This is a genomic window from Microlunatus endophyticus, assembly GCF_014646195.1.
Classification (GTDB): domain Bacteria; phylum Actinomycetota; class Actinomycetes; order Propionibacteriales; family Propionibacteriaceae; genus Microlunatus; species Microlunatus endophyticus.
Window position 1 is genome coordinate 261,005 of sequence record NZ_BMMZ01000004.1, and the last position, 18,805, is coordinate 279,809.

Sequence of the window (18,805 nt, forward strand, 5' to 3'; positions counted from 1 at the left end):
AATGATCTGCTCAGCCTGCTGGGACGGGCTTAACGCCAGGCGTCGGCTGGTTGACCGATCGCGGTATTCCTTGATCGTCTTCAGGATCGCCGCCCCTCGTCAGCCGGCCACGAGATCGCCCAGGCCCTGGTCGAGCGGCACCCGCGGAGACCAGCCGAGGATCCGTCGTGCCGCGCTGCTGTCGGCGGTGATGTGCCGTACATCGCCGAGCCGGTACTGCCCGGTGATCACCGGCTCTGGACCGTTCATGATCATCGCCATCCGGTCCGCAACCGCACCGATCGTCGTGACGTCACCGGAGCCGATGTTGAGCGCGGTCAGACCGGCGGGCACCGGCGCCTGCAGGGCAGCAACGGTTGCTGCGGCGACGTCGTCGACGTGGATGAAGTCCCGCCGCTGACGTCCGTCCTCGAACACCGTCGGAGCGCGCCCCGCGGCCAGGGCCGAGCGGAAGATCGCGGCAACACCGGCGTACGGGGTATCGCGCGGCAATCCTGGACCGTAGACATTGTGGTAGCGCAATGCCAGCGCCGATCCGCCGGTCTCCCTGGCCCAGATCGAGGACAGCTGCTCCAGGTGCACCTTGGTAGCGGCGTAGACATTGCGTGGATCGGCAGGACTGTCCTCGTCGACCAGCTGCGGATCGAGATCCGAGCCGCACTCCGGGCAGCGGGCCTCGAATCGTCCGGCGGCCAGATCCTGTTCGGTACGCGGCGGCACCGGTACCAACCCGTGCTGCGGACAACCGGCCCGGCCCTCCCCGTAGACCACCATCGAGGAGGCGAGCACGATCCGTCCGACCGATCCCTCGGCAGCTGCCCGCAATACGACCGCGGTACCAAGATCATTGTCGCGGGCGTATCCGTCGAGATCGGACAGATCGACGCCGAGTCCCACCTTGGCCGCCAGATGGATGATCATGTCACAGCCGCGCAGCGCCGCACCCAGCCGCGACAGATCCACGATGTCGTCGCGCAAGTCGACGGTTCGATCGTAGATCACGGGCTGGTGTCCGAGGTGCTGCAGACGGCTCACGACGGCGCGGCCGATGAATCCGGCGCCGCCGGTGATCATGACCTTCATCCGGCCGATCTCCCCGATGCGGGCAACTCGACATCGAAGCGGCATCCGTCGTCGGTGTTCCGGACGGCGATCCGACCCTGATGGGATTCGACCACGCCGCGAGCAATCGCCAGTCCCAGTCCGGCACCGTCGGCGCCGGTCCGGGACTGGTCTCCGCGCCAGCCGGCGTCGAAGACCCGGGACAGATCCGGTTCCGGAATCCCGCCGCAGCCGTCCGCCACCGCGACTCCGACGTCGCCGCCGGGACCGCGGCCCGCGGTGATGGCGACCATGCCGCCCGGCCCGGTGTGCCGTACGGCGTTGGTGACCAGATTGCCGAGCGCCCGGACCAGGTCGTCCGCGTCACCACTGATCGCCAGCCGGTCGTCCTGCGGTACGTCGACCCGCAATGTCACGCTCTCTCGCTCGGCGACGGTCTCCACCTCGTCGACCAGGTCGATGATCAACTCCCTGACCGACAGCAGCTTGTGTTCCCGGTCGGGTGGTCCGCCCTGGACCCGGGACAGCTCGAAAAGGTCGCCCACCAAGGAATCCATCCGTCCGACGGTGGCGCGGATCTGCCGCATCGCCAACCCGACATCGGTCACCATGCCGTCCTCCAACGCCTCGGCCATGGCGCGCAGCCCGGACAACGGTGTCCGCAGATCGTGCGACAGATGGCGGACCAGCTGCTGGCGCGCGTACTGCGCGGCCTGAGCTCGTTCCCGTGCCTCGGCCAACCGGATCCGGGTGCTGTCGAGCTCGGCCATCACTCCGGCCAGCTCGGCGGGCAGCGCCGTGTCCCCGGCGGCCGCGGGCCGACGCGGGGTGCCGGGTGCCAGATCGGTGATACCGGCGCCGACATGCGTCGCACCCACCACGATCCGTCGGGCCACCAGGAGTCCGAGCGCCGCAGCCAGCACCAGCGAGACGATCAGCGCGAGAATGATCACCCCGCTGTCATGGGCCGACAAGAACATGTAGCGGACGTTGATCACCACGGTTCCGGCGACCGCCAGCACCGGAGCGAACACGGCGATGATCACCTGGTAACGGATCGATGCCTTCCGGACCAGACGCAGTAACGCCCAGGCGACTCCGGCCACGACCAGACAGGTCAGGACGGTGATCCCGGTGATGATCAGGCGGTCATGCAGCATCTGGCTCATGCCAACTCGTCCTCCCGCGCCGCGCGATAGCCCTCCCGGCCGACCGTCAGCACCAGCCGGGGATCGGAGGCGTCGGCCTCGATCTTCTGGCGCAACCGTCGCACGTGCACCGTGACCGTGGAGTTGTCACCGAAATCCCAGCCCCAGACACGATTCAGCAGGGCCGACTTGCTGAAGGTCTCACCGGGATGGCCGGCCAGAAAGGCCAGCAGATCGAATTCCCTGCTGGTCAGCCCGAGCGGCTCTCCGCGCTTCGATGCGGTGCGGGCCGCGAGGTCGATCTCGGTGTCGCCCAGGACGATCGCCCGATCGCGCAGCCGGCTCCCAGTGAGTTGTTCGGCCCGCCGCAGCAGCGCTTCGGTACGCAGCACGATCTCCCGCGGGCTCAGCGGTTTGACTACGTAATCGTCGGCACCGACCTCGAGGCCGACCAGCCGGTCGGGCTCGTCACCCCGAGCGGAGATGATGATCACGGCCGCGCGGTCGCCCGCGGCGCGGCGGCGGCGCAGCACCTCCAGTCCGGAGAGCGTCGGCAACATCACGTCCAGCAGCACGACATCGGGAACGGTCCGCTGCCAGACCGTCACCGCCTCCGACCCGTCCCGGGCGAGCGTCACCCGGTGACCGGCCCTGGTCAGATAGCTGGCCAGCACGTCGGCGAGCATCTGGTCGTCCTCGACGATCAATACCTGGGCACTCACCCCGCCAGCGTACGAGTCCTCGCCCCGGATCGACCCCGATCCGGCGCTGTCCCGCATCGGGCGTAAGCGAACCGAAAGCGTTTGATCATGGTCTGCCACCTGCTGGCTGTCTAGGTTTTCGACCATGGAATCGGTCCAGGTCATCCTGCCCTGCCTGAATGAGGCCGCCGCACTTCCGGCGGTGATCGGGGCGATCCCGGCGGGCTACGGCGTTCTGGTGATCGACAACGGCTCCGCTGACGGCAGCGCCCAGGTCGCACGCCGCCTGGACGCGGCTGTTGTCGACTGTCCGCAGCGCGGCTACGGAGCCGCCTGCCACGCCGGCCTGATCGCATCAGAGGCAGACATCGTCGTCGTGATGGACGCCGACGGCAGCCTCGACGGCGCGCAACTGCCACGGCTCGTCGATCTGGTCGGAGACGACACGGTCGATCTCGCGATCGGCGTCCGGCGTCCGGTCGGTCGTGGCGCCTGGCCGTGGTGGCTGCGGTTGGCCAATGCCGAGCTGGCCCGGGAGCTGTCGGCGCGGACCGGACTCCGGATTCGTGATCTTGGTCCGATGCGGGTCGCACGCCGGGAATCACTGCTGGCCCTCGGCCTGCGAGACCGGCGCAGCGGCTATCCGGCCGAGACCGTCGTCGCGGCGGCAGCGGCTGGATGGCGGATCGGGCAGCTCGAGGTCGACTACCACCCACGGGTCGGACGATCCAAGGTCAGCGGTACGCCGATCGGGGTGCTGCGGGCAGTCCGTGATCTGCGCGGGGTGCTGGCCTCGCGATGACGGCTGCCGAGAAGCTGCCCGCTCTTGTCCTCGAGTCGCCATCCGAAGACGGTCATGCCGAGGCAGCTGCCGACCGCGCGGAAACGATCATCGTCATGGCCAAGGAGCCGGTACCCGGTCGGGTCAAGACCCGGCTGCAGTCGGTGTTCACGCCCGGTCAGGCGTCCCGGCTGGCTGCGGCCGCACTGGATGACACTCTCGAGGCCGTACGACATACGCCCGTACGCCGTCGGATCCTCGCCTGGGAAGGGAATCCGGCAGGACGGGGAGCCGGGTTCGAGGTGATCGACCAGGGCAGCGGCGGGCTCGGTGATCGCCTCGGCCGGGCCCTGGATCGGGCGTTGGCAGACAGTCCGGGGCCGATCATGGTGATCGCCATGGACACACCGCAGGTGACCCGGCAGTTGTTGCAGACGTCCTGGGACGGCGCGGACGCCGTCATCGGACTGACCGAGGACGGCGGCTACTGGACGATCGGCCTGCGCCGCGGGCCTGCGGCCGAGGTGTTCGCGGCGGTGCCGATGTCCACCGATCGGACCGGGGCCGCACAGCTGGCGCGGTTGCTGGATCTCGGCTACACGGTCAAGCTGCTGCCTCCGCTGCGCGACGTCGACACTCCCGGCGACGCAGCCGCGCTGGCGGATCAGTATCCGGATCTGGCTTTCTCCTGTACCCATCGGATGATCACCGCCGGGAATCCGACCGGGCTCGGCCCGGCCGAGGACCTCCGGATGATCTTCGACCATGCCTATGGCGGCCTCCCGCTGCGGGCGGCGACCGACGTCGGAGTCGACCCGCTCAGAGTCTCGGCCGATCTCTGGCGGCGTCCTGCGGACGCCGTCGACCGTTTGGTGGTGGCGCGCTGTCAGGCTCCGGTACTTGATCTCGGCTGTGGCCCGGGCCGAATGGTGGCCGCACTCACCGAATCCGGCCGCTCGGCGCTGGGGGTCGATCTCTCGGCTGCCGCGGTGGAGGCGAGTCTGCGGCGTGGCGCCCCCGCGCTGCGACGGGATGTCACCGGCCCGCTCCCCGGTGAGGGGCGTTGGGGGACCGTACTGCTGATGGACAGCAACCTCGGCCTCGGCGGTGACGCCGACGGGTTGTTGCGTCGCTGCATGTCCCTGGTCACGGCAGGCGGATTGATCATCTGCGAGACCGATCCCGAGCCCGCTGTCGATCGGACCCACCGGGTATTGCTGACCGCCGGATCGGTCTCAGGCTATGTCCGCTGGGCGCAGATCGGCGCCGATGCTCTGGGGGAGCGGGCGCGGCGGCTGAATCTGATGGTGAACGAACGATGGTCAGCCGGCGGCCGGACCTTCGTCGCGCTCCGGACGCTGTAGCCCGGCCACAAGCTCGGCGACCAGGATCACCAGGACCAGGACGCCTCCGGTGATCAACAGTGCCGGCAGCGGGGCAGTGACCTCGGCAGTCGGGTTCTTCTGGTGGGCCCGCGCGCCGACTGCTATCGCTGTCATGATCACCAGGCTGGCCAGCCCGAGCAGCCCGATGCGCAACGGCATCCGACGCCGCGGCGGCACCCGTCGCAGGACCGTCAGGCCGAGCAGCAGTGCGAGCGGCATCAGCACCAGATCGTTGATCATCCAGGCTGCCAGACCCCACCGCGCCAGCCGGAACCAGTCCGCAGGACTCACCCTGGTCAGCACCAGGACCAGGCCGTACGCCATCCCGCAGCCGCCGAGAACGGCCAGCGACCACCGGACGATCCGCTCGGTCACAGCACCTCCAAGCGCTCGACCCACTTGGTCTGCAGGGCACCGGGCCGATCGGGGGCGATGATCCGGGCCGGATAGCCGTGGTCGAGAGCCAGCACCTCGCCGTTGATCCTGATCGCCAGGATGCTGCGCGGGTCGGCAACGAAGTCGGCCGGCAACCGGGTCCGGGCATACCGCGAGCCGCGTTCCATCGACTGCACCCGAAGATCGCGACCGGCACCACCGACGAGATCGACCAGATCCTTGATCCGGACGCCCGACCACTCGGCGCTGACGCTCCAGCCCTCGACGCAAGCGATCGGCAGCCGGACCGTGGCCTGGGGCATTGCGGTCAACGTGTCCCTGTGCAGCGTGTGCTCGCCGCTGGGCCCGGTGATGGTCAGGCTCCAGCTGTCGATGCGGTCGACAACTCCGGCTTGTGCGGCCGTCCGGTTGATCGGAACCCCTTGCAGATTGACCGATCTCGGCCGGCGGGGCGAGAGCAGCGCCAGCCCGTTCAACGGCCCGATCGTCTGGCCGATGCTGAAGATCGTCAGCCCGCCGGCAACGCCCAGGACGCCGCCGATGAAGCCACGGCGCGCACCGGGTGAGTGCCGCTGCCCGGTCCGGCGACGCCGGCGGAGCGTCTCGATGATCGTCGGCAGCTTGGTCGCGACGTGGATCAGGATCGCGCCCATGGCTACCCAGGCGACCGCGTAGTGAACGGGTACGAAGTCGAATGTGAAGACGTACCACTGGAAGATGTTGAAGAGTCCGGTTGCGACCTGCACGATGCCGGCTGCGGTCAGGATGCCGATCAGCAGTCGGCCGGCGGCGAAGCGGATGATCACTGATGGCCCGCGCGCCGGGCCGTCGGGCCGGTCCAGGATCCGCGGATAGGCGGCGAATATCTTGGCCAGCAACAACGGTAGGCACGCGATGCCGGTGGCGACGTGGATGCCCTGGGTGAGGCGATACCCCCACACCGGCCACGGTCGCAGCAGCACACCGGTCGGGGACTGGGCGTTGTGGCTGATCAGGCCGGTGAGGAAGCAGACCCCGAAGGCCGGTCCGAGAAACAGTCCCAGGCGGGTGACGACGGCCGGTGACTGCACGGCGCCCGTCACGCTCGCGGGCGTCGGGATCCGGCGCCGGATCGATTGCAGCGGCCATCGCACCATGATCACGAGCCTAGGCAGCGCAGCCGGGTCGGGCCAGTGTCGACGCGATTACCGACCGGCTACGGATTCCCTGGCGGGCTGGGGAATCCGGTGATCACCACGAGAGCGTAGGGTCCATGACTTCTGCCGCCGTCGACGCACATGGCCACACGCGTGCCGTGCGGCCCCTGCCGTCGGCCCGGATCCTGGTGTCGGTCCTGATCATCCTCGGCAGCGAGCTGGCGATCATTCCGTTGCGGCAGCTTGATCACGCCCGACTTGGGGTCCTCGTCGCCGTTCTGCTCTTCGGCGCGTTGGGTGTGTGGTGCCGCTGCGCGATTCCCGCTCTCCGACCACCGGTCGTCGTGGCGATCGTCGCCTTGGCCCAGATCCCGGGCCTGTTGGCGCGTCCGCTGCTCAGCGACGACTCCTACCGCTACGTCTGGGACGGTCGGGTGCAACTGGCCGGGATCGACCCGTATCGCTACCCGCCCTTGAGTCCGGCGTTGGCACGGCTGCGCGACCCGTTGCTGTTTCCGCCCGGATCCTCGGTGCCGTTGATCAACCGGCCGTGGGTGCACACGATCTACCCACCGATCGCCGAGCTCTGGTTCACGCTGGTCGCCGCCGTGACACCGTGGCGGGCGGGTGTCCTGGGGTTGCAGCTCGGCTCCGCTGTCGCCGTGGTGATCACTACCGTCATGATCGGCAGGGTGCTGTCGGCGACCGGTTCGCAGCCGGGTTGGTCGTTGGCGTACGGTGCCTGTCCGGCAACCATGGTCGAGGCGGCCAACGGCGCTCACGTCGATGTCTTGGCGGCGCTGCTGCTGGTGATCATGGGGTGGGCATTGATCGGCGGCAGGCATCGGCTGGCCGGCATCATGCTCGGCCTCGCGGGAGGAGTGAAGCTGGTTCCGATGCTGTTGCTGCCGGTCTTCGTCCGCCGACAACCGCTTCGCACCGCGACGACCTCGGTCGTCACGCTCGCCGCGGGCTATCTCCCGCACCTGCTCGCGGTCGGTGGGCTGGTCCTGGGTTATCTACCCGGCTATCTCAACGAGGAGGGTTTCGAGGACGGCCGACGGCGGTTCGCGCTGTTGATCCTGTTGCCGGACCGTGCCCGGCTTCCGGTGGCCCTGATGATCGCTGCCGCCTGCGCGGTGGTGGCGATGGTCCGATCGCGTCGCGATCCGGTGCTGGTCACCTGCTGTTGGTTGTACGGAGCTGCGTTTCTGGTCGCGACACCGGCCTACCCCTGGTATCTGCTGCCGTTCATGGTCCTGGTGGTGCTAGCACGACGCTTCGAATGGCTGACGCTGTGGCCCGCGGCCTATTTCGGCTATCTCCACGACCACGACGCTGTCCTGCAGACCATCGGTTACGGCGCCGCCCTGGTCACGATTCTGATCGTCGCCGCCCTGCGCCGTAGCCGGGGGCGGCCGGATTGGGCGCTGACCGGCGGCGTCTGAGGGCGCGCTCAGTCGAGCAGTGGCCGGAGCCGGGCCCACTTATCGGCGAACGGAACGAAAGGCCCCGGCTCGAGGAAAATCCGCAGCCGGTCGTCGTCCCGGAGGTAGATGCCCTCCAGGACCCAGTGATCATGGATCCGGTTGTAGTTCCAGTTGCCGGCCGCCTGATCAAGATCGGCGATCGAGACCGGGCGCACCGTGCGGTAGCCGTCGATGAATGGGGCGCAGAGCTCGGGATCCAGCCGCAGCGCGAGGTCCAAGGTCCGTACGATCTCGGCCGGCGGCCAGCCTACATCGGCCTTGTCCCAGTCGATCACGTCGACCACCGTCCGGTACGGGTCGAAGAACAGATTCGACTCCTGATAGTCGCCGTGGACCAGTTGCAACTCGTCGCCCGGTGGGTCGCGCCAGATCGGTGGCGTGGCGGCCTGCAGCCAGGCGGCCTTCGTACGCAGCAGATCCGCAGCCCAGCGGTCCCGTTCGGACTGCTCACTGCGCCGGCCGATCCGTTGTAGCAGGTGATCGACCGCGACGGCCACCGGAGCAAGATCAGCGGGGTGTTCGCGGGCCGCCCGCGGTGGCACCGGAAAGTCAGCCAGTGCGAGATCCAGACGTGCCAGCATCTCGCCCATCGAGCGGGCGTGTGGCGCCGTCAATTCGCCGCGAGATACCTGCTGGCCACGGGCGAAGGCGAACAGCGAATGGAAGGCCCCATCATGATCGACGATCGCCTCGCCGTCCGGAGTACTGATCGCCGCCGGGGCAGGGATTCCGCGTGCCCGGGCATGGGCGATCACGGCATGCTCGAATTCCACCTCGTCGCGTACCGACCGTCGATGTCGCCTGAGCACCAGCCGCCGCTGTGCGGTCGAGACCAGATAGGTCTGGTTCATCACGCCGCTGGTCGCCCGTTCCACACCCGTCACCGGCTCGAGATTCCAATGACGCAGCGCGCCCTGGGTCGCTTCCATGATCATCTCGCGCATCGGGTCGGGGCACCCGACGAGGTCATCCTCAGTCGGTGAGAAGGCAGCGCCGGACATCGAGCGCGGCCTGCTCCCCGTACACCTCACCGATCCGGGTGACGAATGCGTGCCGGTCCAGGGTGAAGTCCTGCGGACCGACCGTCTGCAGCGCAAGGGCGGCGGTCGCACAACCCACCTGCGCGGCACGCTCGAGCGGGAACTGCTGGTCAAGGCCCCACAGGAAGCCGGCGCGGAAGGCATCGCCACCGCCGGTCGGATCGACGACCTGATCGACCGGAACCGAGCCGACGGTCAGGGCGGAGCCGTCCGTCGACTCGATCGAGACGCCCTGGGCTCCCTGGGTGATGATCCACAGGCCCACCTCGCCGAGGACCTCGTTCTTGGACCAACCCGTCTTCTGCATCAGCAGCTCGGACTCGTACTGATTGGTGAAGAGGTATTTCGCCCCGGAGACGAGTTTGCGGATTCCGTCGCCGTCCATGATCGCCAGCTGCTGGGAGACGTCGGCGGCGAAAGGGTAGCCGTTGCGAACGCATTCGGCGGTGTAAGTGATCATCGCGTCCGGATCGCTGGCGGCGATCACGACCAGGTCGAGCTGGCCGAGGCGGTCCTCGATCGGCTTCAACTCGATCTTGCCCGACTCCTGCATCGCCCCCGCGTAGAAGGTTGCGATCTGGTTCTGTGCCCGGTCGGTGGTGCAGACGAAGCGCGCCGTGTGGTGGGTGCTCGACACGTACACCGACTTGGTGTCGACCCCGTGCTCCTCCAGCCACGGCCGGTAGTCGATGTCGAAATCGGCACCGACGGCACCGGCCAGGATGGGTGACATCCCGAGGCAGCCGAGAGTGAAGCTGATGTTGGCAGCGACGCCGCCACGGTGGATGTCGAGCTGATCAGCCAGGAAGGACAGCGAGACCGTCTCCATCTTGCCGTCGACGAGGCTGTCGGTGAACCGGCCGGGGAATTGCATCAGGTGGTCGGTCGCGATCGATCCGGTAACAGCGATCTGCATGCCGTGCGCCCTTTCGAGGTGAGGTCGCGCATTCCGCGGTGAAGAAACGGTGCGTGAACGCGAACGCGATCAGACGTTACGCGCTTGCGCCGTCTTTCATACCATCCCGCGCCTACCGGCGGCGACTTCCTGATCCGGATGTCGCCCTGCCTCGTCCGAAGCATTGGCGGTGTCAATCAGGTTGTCGGTGTGAATCAGGTTGTCGGTGTGAATCAGGGGGAAGCCAGTCGAGCCCGCGGACCCGGACATCGTCCAGGTCCGCGGGCTCGACGGCTCACAGCGGTTCCGGGCCACTTCTCAACCCGGCAAGGTGCTGACCCACGACACTAGAAATAGAACTTTCGTGGTCCGATCTGGCGCCCTGCGGCGCCAAGGATCCACAGGATCGCCCCGATGACGATCAGGATGATCCCGATCGTCCACAGGATCGAAATGCTGAACACGAATCCCAGGATCAACAAGATGATGCCGAGAATGATCACAACGACTCCTTTCGCGGCGGGCCGTCGCCCGACTCTCGAATCGCTGTGAGGGTTACCCGTTACGCAACCCACCTAACAAAGCGTCCGGCACGACGTCTCCGTAACGCTCAGAAGTCCAGGTACTCCGGGTCCATCGCGGTCGCCAGCGACAGGTGCTTGTCCGCATCCGGGTGCCCGAGACGCTTCAGCGTCTTGCCCATCAGCAACTGCAGATAGGCGTCATCGGGCCAGCGCTCGAGCAGCTCGGCGAGTTTCGTCCGCGCCGGCTCGAGACTGGCTGAGGCCGCCAGGGCCCGTGCGGTAAGTGTCTCGAAACCACGGTCGCCGTCGTATTCGGGGCGTAGCGGAGCCAGCAGATAGAGCGAGCCCCGCGGATTCCTGGCCTCGAGCAACGATCGAGCCGCGCGCACCCGACGTACCTCCTCGGGTACTGGACTGACCGGCCGTCCGGCGAATTCGGCGATCCGCGCTGCCAACACTGTTGCTGACACGGCACCGACCTCGACGATCGTCTGATCGATGACGAAGGTCGGCGACTCGGTCACCCCGATCGCCTGTCCGAAGAGTTGCGCCTCCCGGGTGGCCCGCTCCAGCAGGTCGTCAGGCGGGAAGCCTGGCTGCAGGTAGGCGAGTGCCGACGCCGGGCCTGAGCCTTCGCGCTCGAGCCGTACGGGAGCCGGCAGCCGGTACTGCTCGGCCAGCGGCGCGAGAAGATCCAGTCCGTTGATGTCGCGCCCGGCCACGAAATGGGCGTTGAGGATCTCCTCGACCACCTCGTCCTGCGTCTGCGGCCCGTGTTCGAGTGCGGCCGCGATCAGCCGGTGCGCGGCCCAGCTGCTCGGCCGCCAGCGCGGGTCGGGCAGTTCGAGTCCCTCGTCCCGCGCAGCCTGCCCGGCCTCCAGGCGTCGGATCGCCGCACCGACGCCGGGCGCGGACTGCTGCAGGACACTGTCCATCAGCTCATCCCCGGGCACCAGCTCCTCCGAAGGACTGGGCGCGGTCGGGTCGATCAGGAAGGGTCTCCAGACCACGGTCGGCCGTACGGCCGGCAGGTCCGCCGCGGTGATCGTCTCCAGAGCGCGTTCAAGCCTCCGCCGGGCGATATAGGCCCAGACGTCGACCACATCCGCATAGATCTCGATGAGCATCTCCCCATGATGCCGCGATCTGATCGCCCGGATCCGTACGCTTTCGACCCGCGAGGTGCCAGGATCTTCTGACGATGTCAGATGCGCGGATCTCGACCGCGTCCGTACCGGCGGCGACCACCGACCGGGTGGGCGGACGCTGGATCGCGCTGTTCGCCATGACGTGGTTCGGGGTCTGGATCGCCCAGCTGACGCCGATCCAGCTGCTGCTGCCGGCGCAGGTCACCGACGTCTTGCACCTCGACCCGGATGCCTGGGTCCGCAATGTGGTCGCCTTCGGCGTTGTGTCGGGAATCGCCGGCGCGTGTGCGGCGATCGCCTACCCGCTCACCGGCGCGCTGTCGGACCGGACCACCTCGCGATGGGGTCGCCGACGTCCCTGGATCGTCGCCGGGGCGCTGATCTTCGCGGTTGCGCTGGTGCTGCTCGGCCGCCAACAGGCGATCGGCGGGGTCGCCGTCTTCTGGCCGCTCGCACTGGTCGGCTTCTGCGTGTTGACCGCCTCGCTCACCGCCGTGATCTCCGACCAGGTCCCGGTCGGCCAGCGGGCGACGGTCTCCGGATGGATGGCCGCGCCGCAGCCGGTCGGGGTGCTGCTCGGCGTCGCCGTCGTGGTCGCACTCGGACTGTCCAGGAGCACCGGCTACCTGGCGGTCGCGGTGGTGCTGCTGGTCGCCGCGGTCGGCTTCGTCGTGCGGATGCCGGACGAGGTGTTGGCCGCCGCGGCCCGTCCGCCGGTGACGGTACGGTCCTTCGTCCAGGGCTTCTGGATCTCGCCCCGGCGGTATCCCGATTTCGGGTGGACGCTGGGCAGCCGGGTGCTGGTCAACACCGCCAATGCGCTGACCACGACGCTGCTGCTGTACTTCCTGGAATTCGGCCTGGGCATGCGATCCGGTCCGGCGCAGACGATGCTGGTCGTGGTGATCGCGATCTACTCGGTCTGTTCGGCGATCGCGTCGCTGGTGGTGGGGCGGCTCTCCGACCGGGCCGGCCGGCGCAAGCGGTACGTGATCATCACCGCCGTCCTGCAGTCGGCCGCCGGGCTGATCCTGATCATCGCCCCAGGTCGGCCGACGGTGATCATCGCCGCGATCCTGTGCGGTGTCGGCTTCGGCGCCTTCCTGGCCGTCGACCAGGCACTCGCCACCCAGGTGCTGCCGGACGCCGCACATCGGGGGAAGGACCTCGGCATCATGAACATCGCGTACGCCATCCCGCAGGCCTTCGCGCCGCTGGCCGGTGCCGGTCTGGTGGTGCTGGCCGGCGGCTTCTGGCTGCTCTTCGGTTTCGTCGTCGTTTTCGCGGCGTGCGGCGCGCTGGCGCTGCTGCCGGTCCGGAAGGTGGCCTGATGGTCGATCTCGCCCGACACGATGATCAACGACCCTGGGACGATCCCGCCCGGTACTGGACAGGAATCGACACCGCGACCGCCGACCTCGATCCGCCACTGGCCGCCGGCCACCTCGGCGCCCTCCGCCAGAACCTGCACACCATGATCAGCCGCGCGTCCGGACGGCCGATCCGGATCGCCAGCAAGTCGCTGCGGGTCCGGGGTCTGATCGAGGCCGCGTTACGCGTGGACGGGGTCCACGGCGTGCTCGCCTACACCCTCGCCGAGGCCGTCTGGTTGTCCTCGAGCATCGATGATCTTGTCGTCGGCTATCCGACGACCGACCGATCTGCGATCGGTGATCTTGTCGGCGATGATCATGCCGTCGACCGGATAACGATCATGATCGACGATCCGGCGCAGCTCGACCTGATCGATACTGTCGCCGCGCCCGATCGGCGTCCGGCGATCAAGGTCGCGATCGAGTTGGATGCCTCGCTGGACGTCGCCGGGCAGCACCTCGGCGTCTATCGCTCGCCGCTGCATCATCCCGAGGACGTCATCGCGTTGGCTCGCCAGGTCCTCTCCCGTAAGGGATTCCGGCTGACCGGGTTGATGGCGTACGAGGCCCAGATCGCCGGCGTCGGTGACATCGTGCCCGGCAATCCGGCCAGATCGGCGGTAGTCCGGGCGATGCAGCGCAGATCGGCCGCGGAGTTGGCCGAGCGCCGGGCCCGTACGGTCTCCGCGGTCCGGTCACTGCTCGAGCAGGCGGGTGCGGATGACCTTGCCTTCGTCAACGGCGGCGGCACCGGGTCGATCGAGACCACCCGGTCGGATTCCTCGGTGACCGAGATCGCAGCCGGGAGCGGGCTGTTCGGGCCGCATCTCTTCGACCACTACCGGGCCTTCACGCCGGCACCCGCGGTCGCGTTCGCACTGCCGGTGGTCCGCCGGCCGCGGCCCGACATCGCCACTGTGCTGGGTGGCGGCTGGATCGCGTCCGGGCCACCCGCACCGGATCGGCTGCCCAAACCGGTCTGGCCGACCGGGCTCGAGTACCTCGGCACTGAGGCGGCAGGGGAGGTCCAGACTCCCTTACAGGGCAGGAATGCCTCCGATCTCAGGATCGGGGACCGGGTCTGGTTCCGGCATACCAAGGCCGGCGAGCTGAGCGAGCACGTGGCAGAGCTGGTGCTGCTCGACGGGGCCGACGAGCTGGTGATCAGCGATCGGCTGCCGAGCTACCGCGGCGAGGGCCGGGTCTTCCTCTGAGGGGCTGACCAGGAGCGCGCCGATCGCCAGGCGGCGGTGAAGTCGGCAACGCTGGGATACCGGTCCTGCGGTTCGGGCCGGATCGCGCGGTCGACGACCTCCCACAGCGCGGTCGGCCCGCAGAACCGGCCCGGATCCTCGGTCAGCCGGGTGCCGAAGTGGCAGACCAGCCGTCCGAGAGTGAAGACCGTCGTCCGTTCGTCCAGCGGTGCACCGCGCTCGAATTCCTCGGGCGCCATGAAGCGGGTCGACCCGAACATCCGTCCCATGTCGTTGCGACTCGGTCCACGCCGGTACGAGTCAAGATCGACAACGCGCAGCCTCATGGTGGCGAAGTCGACGATCAGGCAGCCGTCGTACAGATCGCCGGCCACCCAGCCGACGGCGGCCAGGGCGCGATGCAGGTCGATCAGCGTGTCGAAGACACCGAGTTGATCTTCGGCCGGCAGATGGGCGAAACGCTGGTAGGCCGATGCCGGATCGGCACGCCGTTCGGCGGCGGAGGCGCCGGGCGTGACGATTCCGATCAGCTCGCCCGGAACCGCTTCGTAGACGAGCATCGGACCGTCGGCGCTCTCGATGACGTTCAGCAACGTGGGCAGGGCTGGATGATCACAGGACTTGGCCAGCTCAACTGCGTTGCGCAGCAGCCCCACGCGGCCGGCACGGTCGAAATAGGGCGTGGTCGCGCCGCGTGGCGGACCATCGGTCCCGGCGGTCTTGACGAACAGGTGACCCTCGGGGGCGTCGACGATCCAGGAGACATTCCCGGAGTCCTGGGTGAGATAGGAGAATTCGGTCTCGATCCGGCCGTGCTGGGCAACGAAGTCGGCGGGTGCCTCATCGATGACGGTGGTGCTGAGGAAGACGGACACGGAGGACGACGCTAGCCCAGCACCGGCGGTGATCGCAGACTAATTCGCGGGCCCGGATTGTCGATCTGCGGAGGCGTCCTCGTTCAAGGGTGTGACCGCACCGAGGAGGACCCCGATGGACGACACCGTGACCCGAACGCCGCTCGACCAGGAACTGCTGGCCAAACTCGGCTGGACCCGGCGCCACGTACTGGCAGCGGTCGAGGGACTGGACGAGGAAGCGCTGCGGCGCAGCTATGTGCCGTCCGGATGGACACCGCTGTCCATGATCCGGCACCTCACCCTCGATGTCGAACGGATCTGGTTCGCGGGCGCAGTGGCGGGTGACGCCGGGGTCGCTCGCGGCCTGTCGGGCTTCCACGATCCGGAACCGCTGTCCGCGGCCGAGATCATCGCCGGCTATCGCGCCGAGTGCGACCGATCGGACAAGATCATCTCCGGACTGCCGGCGGCGAGTCCTACTCGGTGGCAGCCGTATCCGGATGCCCCCGCCGATCTCACCGCCGTCATCCTGCACGTCGTCGTCGAGACTGCGTGCCATGCCGGGCACCTGGATATCGTCCGGGAGAATCTCGACTCCCGGCAGTTCCTGGTCGTCGATCGCTGAGTCGTTGGTCGTCGGGCGGCCGATGTCCCGCGTCGTCCATTAGGGTGGCCGGCATCGTTGCTCACGGGTTGGAGCGAGGTGGCGGGATGGGGCGGAGGCCTGGCGCTCAACACGGGGTGTGGCGCACCTGGGGGCGTACGGAGCTAGCGACGCCGGAGCGGATTCTCGCGCCCTCCCATGCCTCGGAGATCCAGGATCTGGTCCGGGAGGCGGCCGAACGCGGCAGCACTGTCAAGCCGATCGGCGCCGGGCATTCCTTCACGGCGATCGGCGTGACCGAGGGCGTCCAGCTGCGGACCGATCGGCTGCACGGCCTGATGAGCGTCGATCGTGATCGCCGTCTGGCCACGCTCGGGGCCGGCACCCGGCTGGCCGAGGTTCCGCGGCTGATCGGCTACTACGGGCTGGCGATGGAGAATCTCGGCGACATCGACCGGCAGACCATCGCCGGGGCGATCTCCACCGGAACGCACGGCACCGGCAGCCGCTTCGGCGGCCTGGCGACCCAGGTCGCCGCGGTGCAGCTGATCACCGGGACGGGCGAGTTGATCACGATCTCGGCCACGGAGAATCCGGAGCTGCTGGACGCCGTCCGTGTCGGGCTGGGAGCGCTCGGTGTGCTGGTGTCGGTGACCTTGCGCTGCGTACCGGCCTTCACGCTGGCGGCCACCGAACGACCGGAGCCACTCGCCGCGGTGCTGGACGCCTTCGAGCAGCGCTGTGATGCCGCCGACCACTTCGAGTTCTACTGGTTCCCGCACACGACGACCGCCCTGACCAAGACGAATACCAGGCTGCCGTCCGACGCCGGGCTTGCGCCGCTGAAGCGGGGACAGCGGTTCATCGACGACACTCTGGTGTCCAATGAGCTCTACCGGGCGTTGTGCGCGGTCCAGTCCGGGATGCCGGCGATTACACCCATGATCAACCGGACCGCCGACAAGATCACCGGCAACCGGTCCTTCACCGACGTGTCGCACCGGGTCTTCACCACGCGGCGGACGGTGCGCTTCAAGGAGCTGGAGTACGCAGTCCCGCGGACCGCTGTGCCCGACGCGCTCCGCGCTGTCGGGCAGTTGATCAAGGACCGGGATCTGCGGATCTCGTTCCCGGTCGAGGTCCGCTCCGCCGCCGCGGACCAGCTCTGGCTGTCTACTGCTCATGATCGACTGTCCGGCTACATCGCCGTCCACCGATATCACCGCGATCGCGACACCCAGGCCTACTTCGACGCCGTTGAGGAGATCATGCTCGATCATGACGGGCGGCCGCACTGGGGCAAGCTGCACACTCTCACCGCTGATCAGCTGCGCCCGAAGTATCGGCACTTCGACGACTTCCTGGCCGTACGCGACCGCCTCGACCCGCACCGGGTTTTCGCCAATCCCCATCTGGACAGGGTTCTCGGCCCGTAGTTCGCTGCAGTTCGTACCGTCTCCGCTTCCCGGCGATGCGCCCGCTTCCGTTGCCCAGGAAGCGAGCGCATGGACCCGAAGCGGGGACGACACCACTGTCCGCGACCCCGAAGCGAGGAAGGGATACGAGGAAGGGGCTACTCGGGGTGCGCGACGACCAGGGTCGCCACCCAGTGCCGGGTCAGCAACCCGTCGGGACGCTCGGCCAGCAACCGCCGCACCCCGGCATACAGGTGCTCCCGCTTGTCGGCCGGCATCAGGATGTGGTTGGAGAAGGTGTCCAGCAATCTGAGGTAGGAATCCGCGTCGTAGCGCAGGCCCCAGACGAAGCGCCGTACGGTGTCGACGGCGTAGCCGTTCTCCCGGTACTCCGGCGACGGATCGGGCAGCTGGTCGGGAGGAGGCGGCGGCCAGCCCTCCTCGAGCCCTTCGCCGATCTCGTTGTAGACCTGCTGGATCTGGGTGAAGAACGGGTCGAACCCTTCGGGAAAGGCATGCCCGGCGCCGAAGACGGCCAGGTGACCGCCGTCGGCGAGGATGGAGGCGACTTTGGCCCAGCGGACCTGCGGGTCGACCCAGTGCCAGGCGGTCGCAGCGTAGACGAGCGCGTAGTCGTCGCGGTCCGGCTGCCAGTCCTCGAAGGTGGTGGTGAGCACCTCGCTCGTCGTCCCGGCGAGGTTGGTCCGGGCTTGCTCGGCGAGGTCCGGGCCGGGTTCGAGGGCGGTGATCCGGAAGCCGCGGGCGGCCAGGGGCACGGTCGCCTTGCCCGGTCCACAGCCGATCTCCAGGAGCCGATCGTCCGGCCGCAACCCGGCGGCGCCGATCAGCTCCGAGAACAGCGCCTCCGGGTATTCCGGTCTGCCGGACTGATAGCCGGCAGCCGCCCGGTCGAAGGCCAGCGCGAGATCATGGCGATCCGGGTTGCTCATCCCCCGATCCTGCCACCGGGAGCCGGGAGATAGCTTGTGAATATGCCAACGCTGCTGCAACTGGACTCCTCGGCCGATGCCACCGGCTCGGTCTCGCGGGCGGTGACCACGACCTTCGCCGACACCTGGACCGGGCTCGGCGATGATCATGTGATCATCCGCAGGGACCTGCACGCCGATCCGCTGCCGCACCTGGCCGACGCGTCCTTGCACTGGCCGGCCCGGCTCCGGTCTCCGGGTGCGACGCCGCCGGCTGACGCCGAGGCGTTGCAGCAGCAGATCATCCACGAGTTGATCTCGGTCGACGCGGTGGTGATCGGCGCTCCGATGTACAACTACTCGCTGCCCTCGGTGCTGAAGGTGTGGCTGGACTACATCCACATTCCCGGTGTCACGACTCCGTTCGACAACGACGCCCAGCCGATGGCGGGCAAGCCGGCCGTGATCATCAGCAGCCGTGGCGGCATCTACGATCCCGGTAGCGCGAACGCCGACTGGGATCACACGGTGCCCCCGTTGCAGATCATCCTCGGCAACGCGCTCGGCATGGACGTTTCGGTGATCAAGGTCTCCCGGACGCTCAGCGGGGTGGTCCCGGGCATGGCCGGCGAGGCTGACCGGGCCGCCGAGGAGCTGCGAGCGGGCCACCAGCGTGCGGCCGAACTGGCCCGCAAGATCGGCTAGCC

General features: G+C 68.2%; 19 protein-coding genes. 8 read left to right on the forward strand and 11 right to left on the reverse strand.

Annotated features, from left to right (window positions below; genetic code table 11):
* Positions 1-99: 99 nt before the first annotated feature.
* From IEY07_RS10215 to IEY07_RS10225, 3 genes are read right to left on the reverse strand one after another with little or no spacing between them, the layout of a single operon-like run.
* The gene (locus IEY07_RS10215) at positions 100-1,083 is read right to left on the reverse strand and encodes an NAD-dependent epimerase/dehydratase family protein (protein WP_188895139.1); all 984 of its coding nucleotides are present in this window, start codon (positions 1,081-1,083) and stop codon (positions 100-102) included.
* Positions 1,080-2,231 (reverse strand): sensor histidine kinase, encoded by a 1,152-nt coding sequence (locus IEY07_RS10220; RefSeq protein ID WP_229669928.1) that lies wholly within the window; start codon positions 2,229-2,231, stop codon positions 1,080-1,082. Before IEY07_RS10220 ends, IEY07_RS10215 begins: the two co-directional genes overlap by 4 nt.
* Positions 2,228-2,932, reverse strand: a complete 705-nt coding sequence (locus IEY07_RS10225; RefSeq protein ID WP_229669929.1) for a response regulator transcription factor — start codon at positions 2,930-2,932, stop codon at positions 2,228-2,230. Before IEY07_RS10225 ends, IEY07_RS10220 begins: the two co-directional genes overlap by 4 nt.
* A 124-nt stretch (positions 2,933-3,056) precedes the next feature.
* Between IEY07_RS10225 and IEY07_RS10230 the strand changes: the two genes are divergently transcribed.
* Together IEY07_RS10230 and IEY07_RS10235 are read left to right on the forward strand one after the other, a co-directional pair.
* On the forward strand, positions 3,057-3,713 hold the full coding sequence (locus IEY07_RS10230) for a glycosyltransferase family 2 protein (protein WP_188895143.1): 657 nt from the start codon (positions 3,057-3,059) through the stop codon (positions 3,711-3,713).
* Positions 3,710-5,056: a DUF2064 domain-containing protein gene (locus tag IEY07_RS10235; RefSeq protein WP_188895145.1), complete on the forward strand. Its 1,347-nt coding sequence runs from the start codon at positions 3,710-3,712 to the stop codon at positions 5,054-5,056. The genes IEY07_RS10230 and IEY07_RS10235 overlap by 4 nt, the downstream gene beginning before the upstream one ends.
* Here IEY07_RS10235 and IEY07_RS10240 read toward each other — a convergent pair.
* Both IEY07_RS10240 and IEY07_RS10245 read right to left on the reverse strand, forming a co-directional pair.
* The gene (locus IEY07_RS10240; RefSeq protein ID WP_188895147.1) at positions 5,015-5,452 is read right to left on the reverse strand and encodes a hypothetical protein; all 438 of its coding nucleotides are present in this window, start codon (positions 5,450-5,452) and stop codon (positions 5,015-5,017) included. The two genes, IEY07_RS10235 and IEY07_RS10240, sit on opposite strands and share 42 nt — an antisense overlap.
* Complete coding sequence (locus IEY07_RS10245; protein ID WP_188895149.1) at positions 5,449-6,609, reverse strand: molybdopterin-dependent oxidoreductase; 1,161 nt, start codon at positions 6,607-6,609, stop codon at positions 5,449-5,451. Before IEY07_RS10245 ends, IEY07_RS10240 begins: the two co-directional genes overlap by 4 nt.
* A 116-nt stretch (positions 6,610-6,725) precedes the next feature.
* Between IEY07_RS10245 and IEY07_RS10250 the strand changes: the two genes are divergently transcribed.
* Positions 6,726-8,057: a glycosyltransferase family 87 protein gene (locus IEY07_RS10250; protein WP_188895150.1), complete on the forward strand. Its 1,332-nt coding sequence runs from the start codon at positions 6,726-6,728 to the stop codon at positions 8,055-8,057.
* 8 nt (positions 8,058-8,065) lie between these two features.
* Here IEY07_RS10250 and IEY07_RS10255 read toward each other — a convergent pair whose 3' ends face one another.
* The 4 genes from IEY07_RS10255 to IEY07_RS10270 form a co-directional block, all read right to left on the reverse strand.
* Positions 8,066-9,034: a phosphotransferase enzyme family protein gene (locus IEY07_RS10255; RefSeq protein WP_188895152.1), complete on the reverse strand. Its 969-nt coding sequence runs from the start codon at positions 9,032-9,034 to the stop codon at positions 8,066-8,068.
* Between the two features lie 37 nt (positions 9,035-9,071).
* Complete coding sequence (locus tag IEY07_RS10260; protein WP_188895154.1) at positions 9,072-10,055, reverse strand: carbohydrate kinase family protein; 984 nt, start codon at positions 10,053-10,055, stop codon at positions 9,072-9,074.
* Positions 10,056-10,381: 326 nt separating this feature from the next.
* Positions 10,382-10,537, reverse strand: a complete 156-nt coding sequence (locus tag IEY07_RS10265) for a hypothetical protein (RefSeq protein ID WP_188895156.1) — start codon at positions 10,535-10,537, stop codon at positions 10,382-10,384.
* Positions 10,538-10,644: 107 nt separating this feature from the next.
* On the reverse strand, positions 10,645-11,685 hold the full coding sequence (locus IEY07_RS10270) for a DsbA family oxidoreductase (RefSeq protein WP_188895159.1): 1,041 nt from the start codon (positions 11,683-11,685) through the stop codon (positions 10,645-10,647).
* A gap of 74 nt (positions 11,686-11,759) precedes the next feature.
* Between IEY07_RS10270 and IEY07_RS10275 the strand changes: the two genes are divergently transcribed.
* Together IEY07_RS10275 and IEY07_RS10280 are read left to right on the forward strand one after the other, a co-directional pair.
* Positions 11,760-13,037, forward strand: a complete 1,278-nt coding sequence (locus IEY07_RS10275) for an MFS transporter (RefSeq protein WP_188895161.1) — start codon at positions 11,760-11,762, stop codon at positions 13,035-13,037.
* Positions 13,037-14,293 (forward strand): amino acid deaminase/aldolase, encoded by a 1,257-nt coding sequence (locus IEY07_RS10280; protein ID WP_188895163.1) that lies wholly within the window; start codon positions 13,037-13,039, stop codon positions 14,291-14,293. The genes IEY07_RS10275 and IEY07_RS10280 overlap by 1 nt, the downstream gene beginning before the upstream one ends.
* Here the strand turns inward: IEY07_RS10280 and IEY07_RS10285 are convergent.
* Entirely contained in the window at positions 14,263-15,168 is a 906-nt protein-coding gene (locus IEY07_RS10285; RefSeq protein WP_188895165.1) for a serine/threonine-protein kinase, read from the reverse strand. The two genes, IEY07_RS10280 and IEY07_RS10285, sit on opposite strands and share 31 nt — an antisense overlap.
* A 115-nt stretch (positions 15,169-15,283) precedes the next feature.
* On the opposite strand from IEY07_RS10285, the gene IEY07_RS10290 reads away from it, so the two are divergent.
* Together IEY07_RS10290 and IEY07_RS10295 are read left to right on the forward strand one after the other, a co-directional pair.
* Positions 15,284-15,775 carry a mycothiol transferase gene (locus IEY07_RS10290; RefSeq protein ID WP_188895167.1) on the forward strand — a complete coding sequence of 164 codons (492 nt, stop codon included), beginning with the start codon at positions 15,284-15,286 and terminating at the stop codon, positions 15,773-15,775.
* A gap of 86 nt (positions 15,776-15,861) precedes the next feature.
* Positions 15,862-17,190 (forward strand): D-arabinono-1,4-lactone oxidase, encoded by a 1,329-nt coding sequence (locus IEY07_RS10295; protein WP_188895169.1) that lies wholly within the window; start codon positions 15,862-15,864, stop codon positions 17,188-17,190.
* A gap of 137 nt (positions 17,191-17,327) precedes the next feature.
* On the opposite strand, the gene IEY07_RS10300 is transcribed toward IEY07_RS10295, so the two are convergent.
* The gene (locus IEY07_RS10300) at positions 17,328-18,119 is read right to left on the reverse strand and encodes a class I SAM-dependent methyltransferase (RefSeq protein WP_188895171.1); all 792 of its coding nucleotides are present in this window, start codon (positions 18,117-18,119) and stop codon (positions 17,328-17,330) included.
* Positions 18,120-18,161: 42 nt separating this feature from the next.
* On the opposite strand from IEY07_RS10300, the gene IEY07_RS10305 reads away from it, so the two are divergent.
* On the forward strand, positions 18,162-18,803 hold the full coding sequence (locus IEY07_RS10305) for an FMN-dependent NADH-azoreductase (protein WP_188895173.1): 642 nt from the start codon (positions 18,162-18,164) through the stop codon (positions 18,801-18,803).
* The last annotated feature ends 2 nt before the right edge of the window (positions 18,804-18,805 follow it).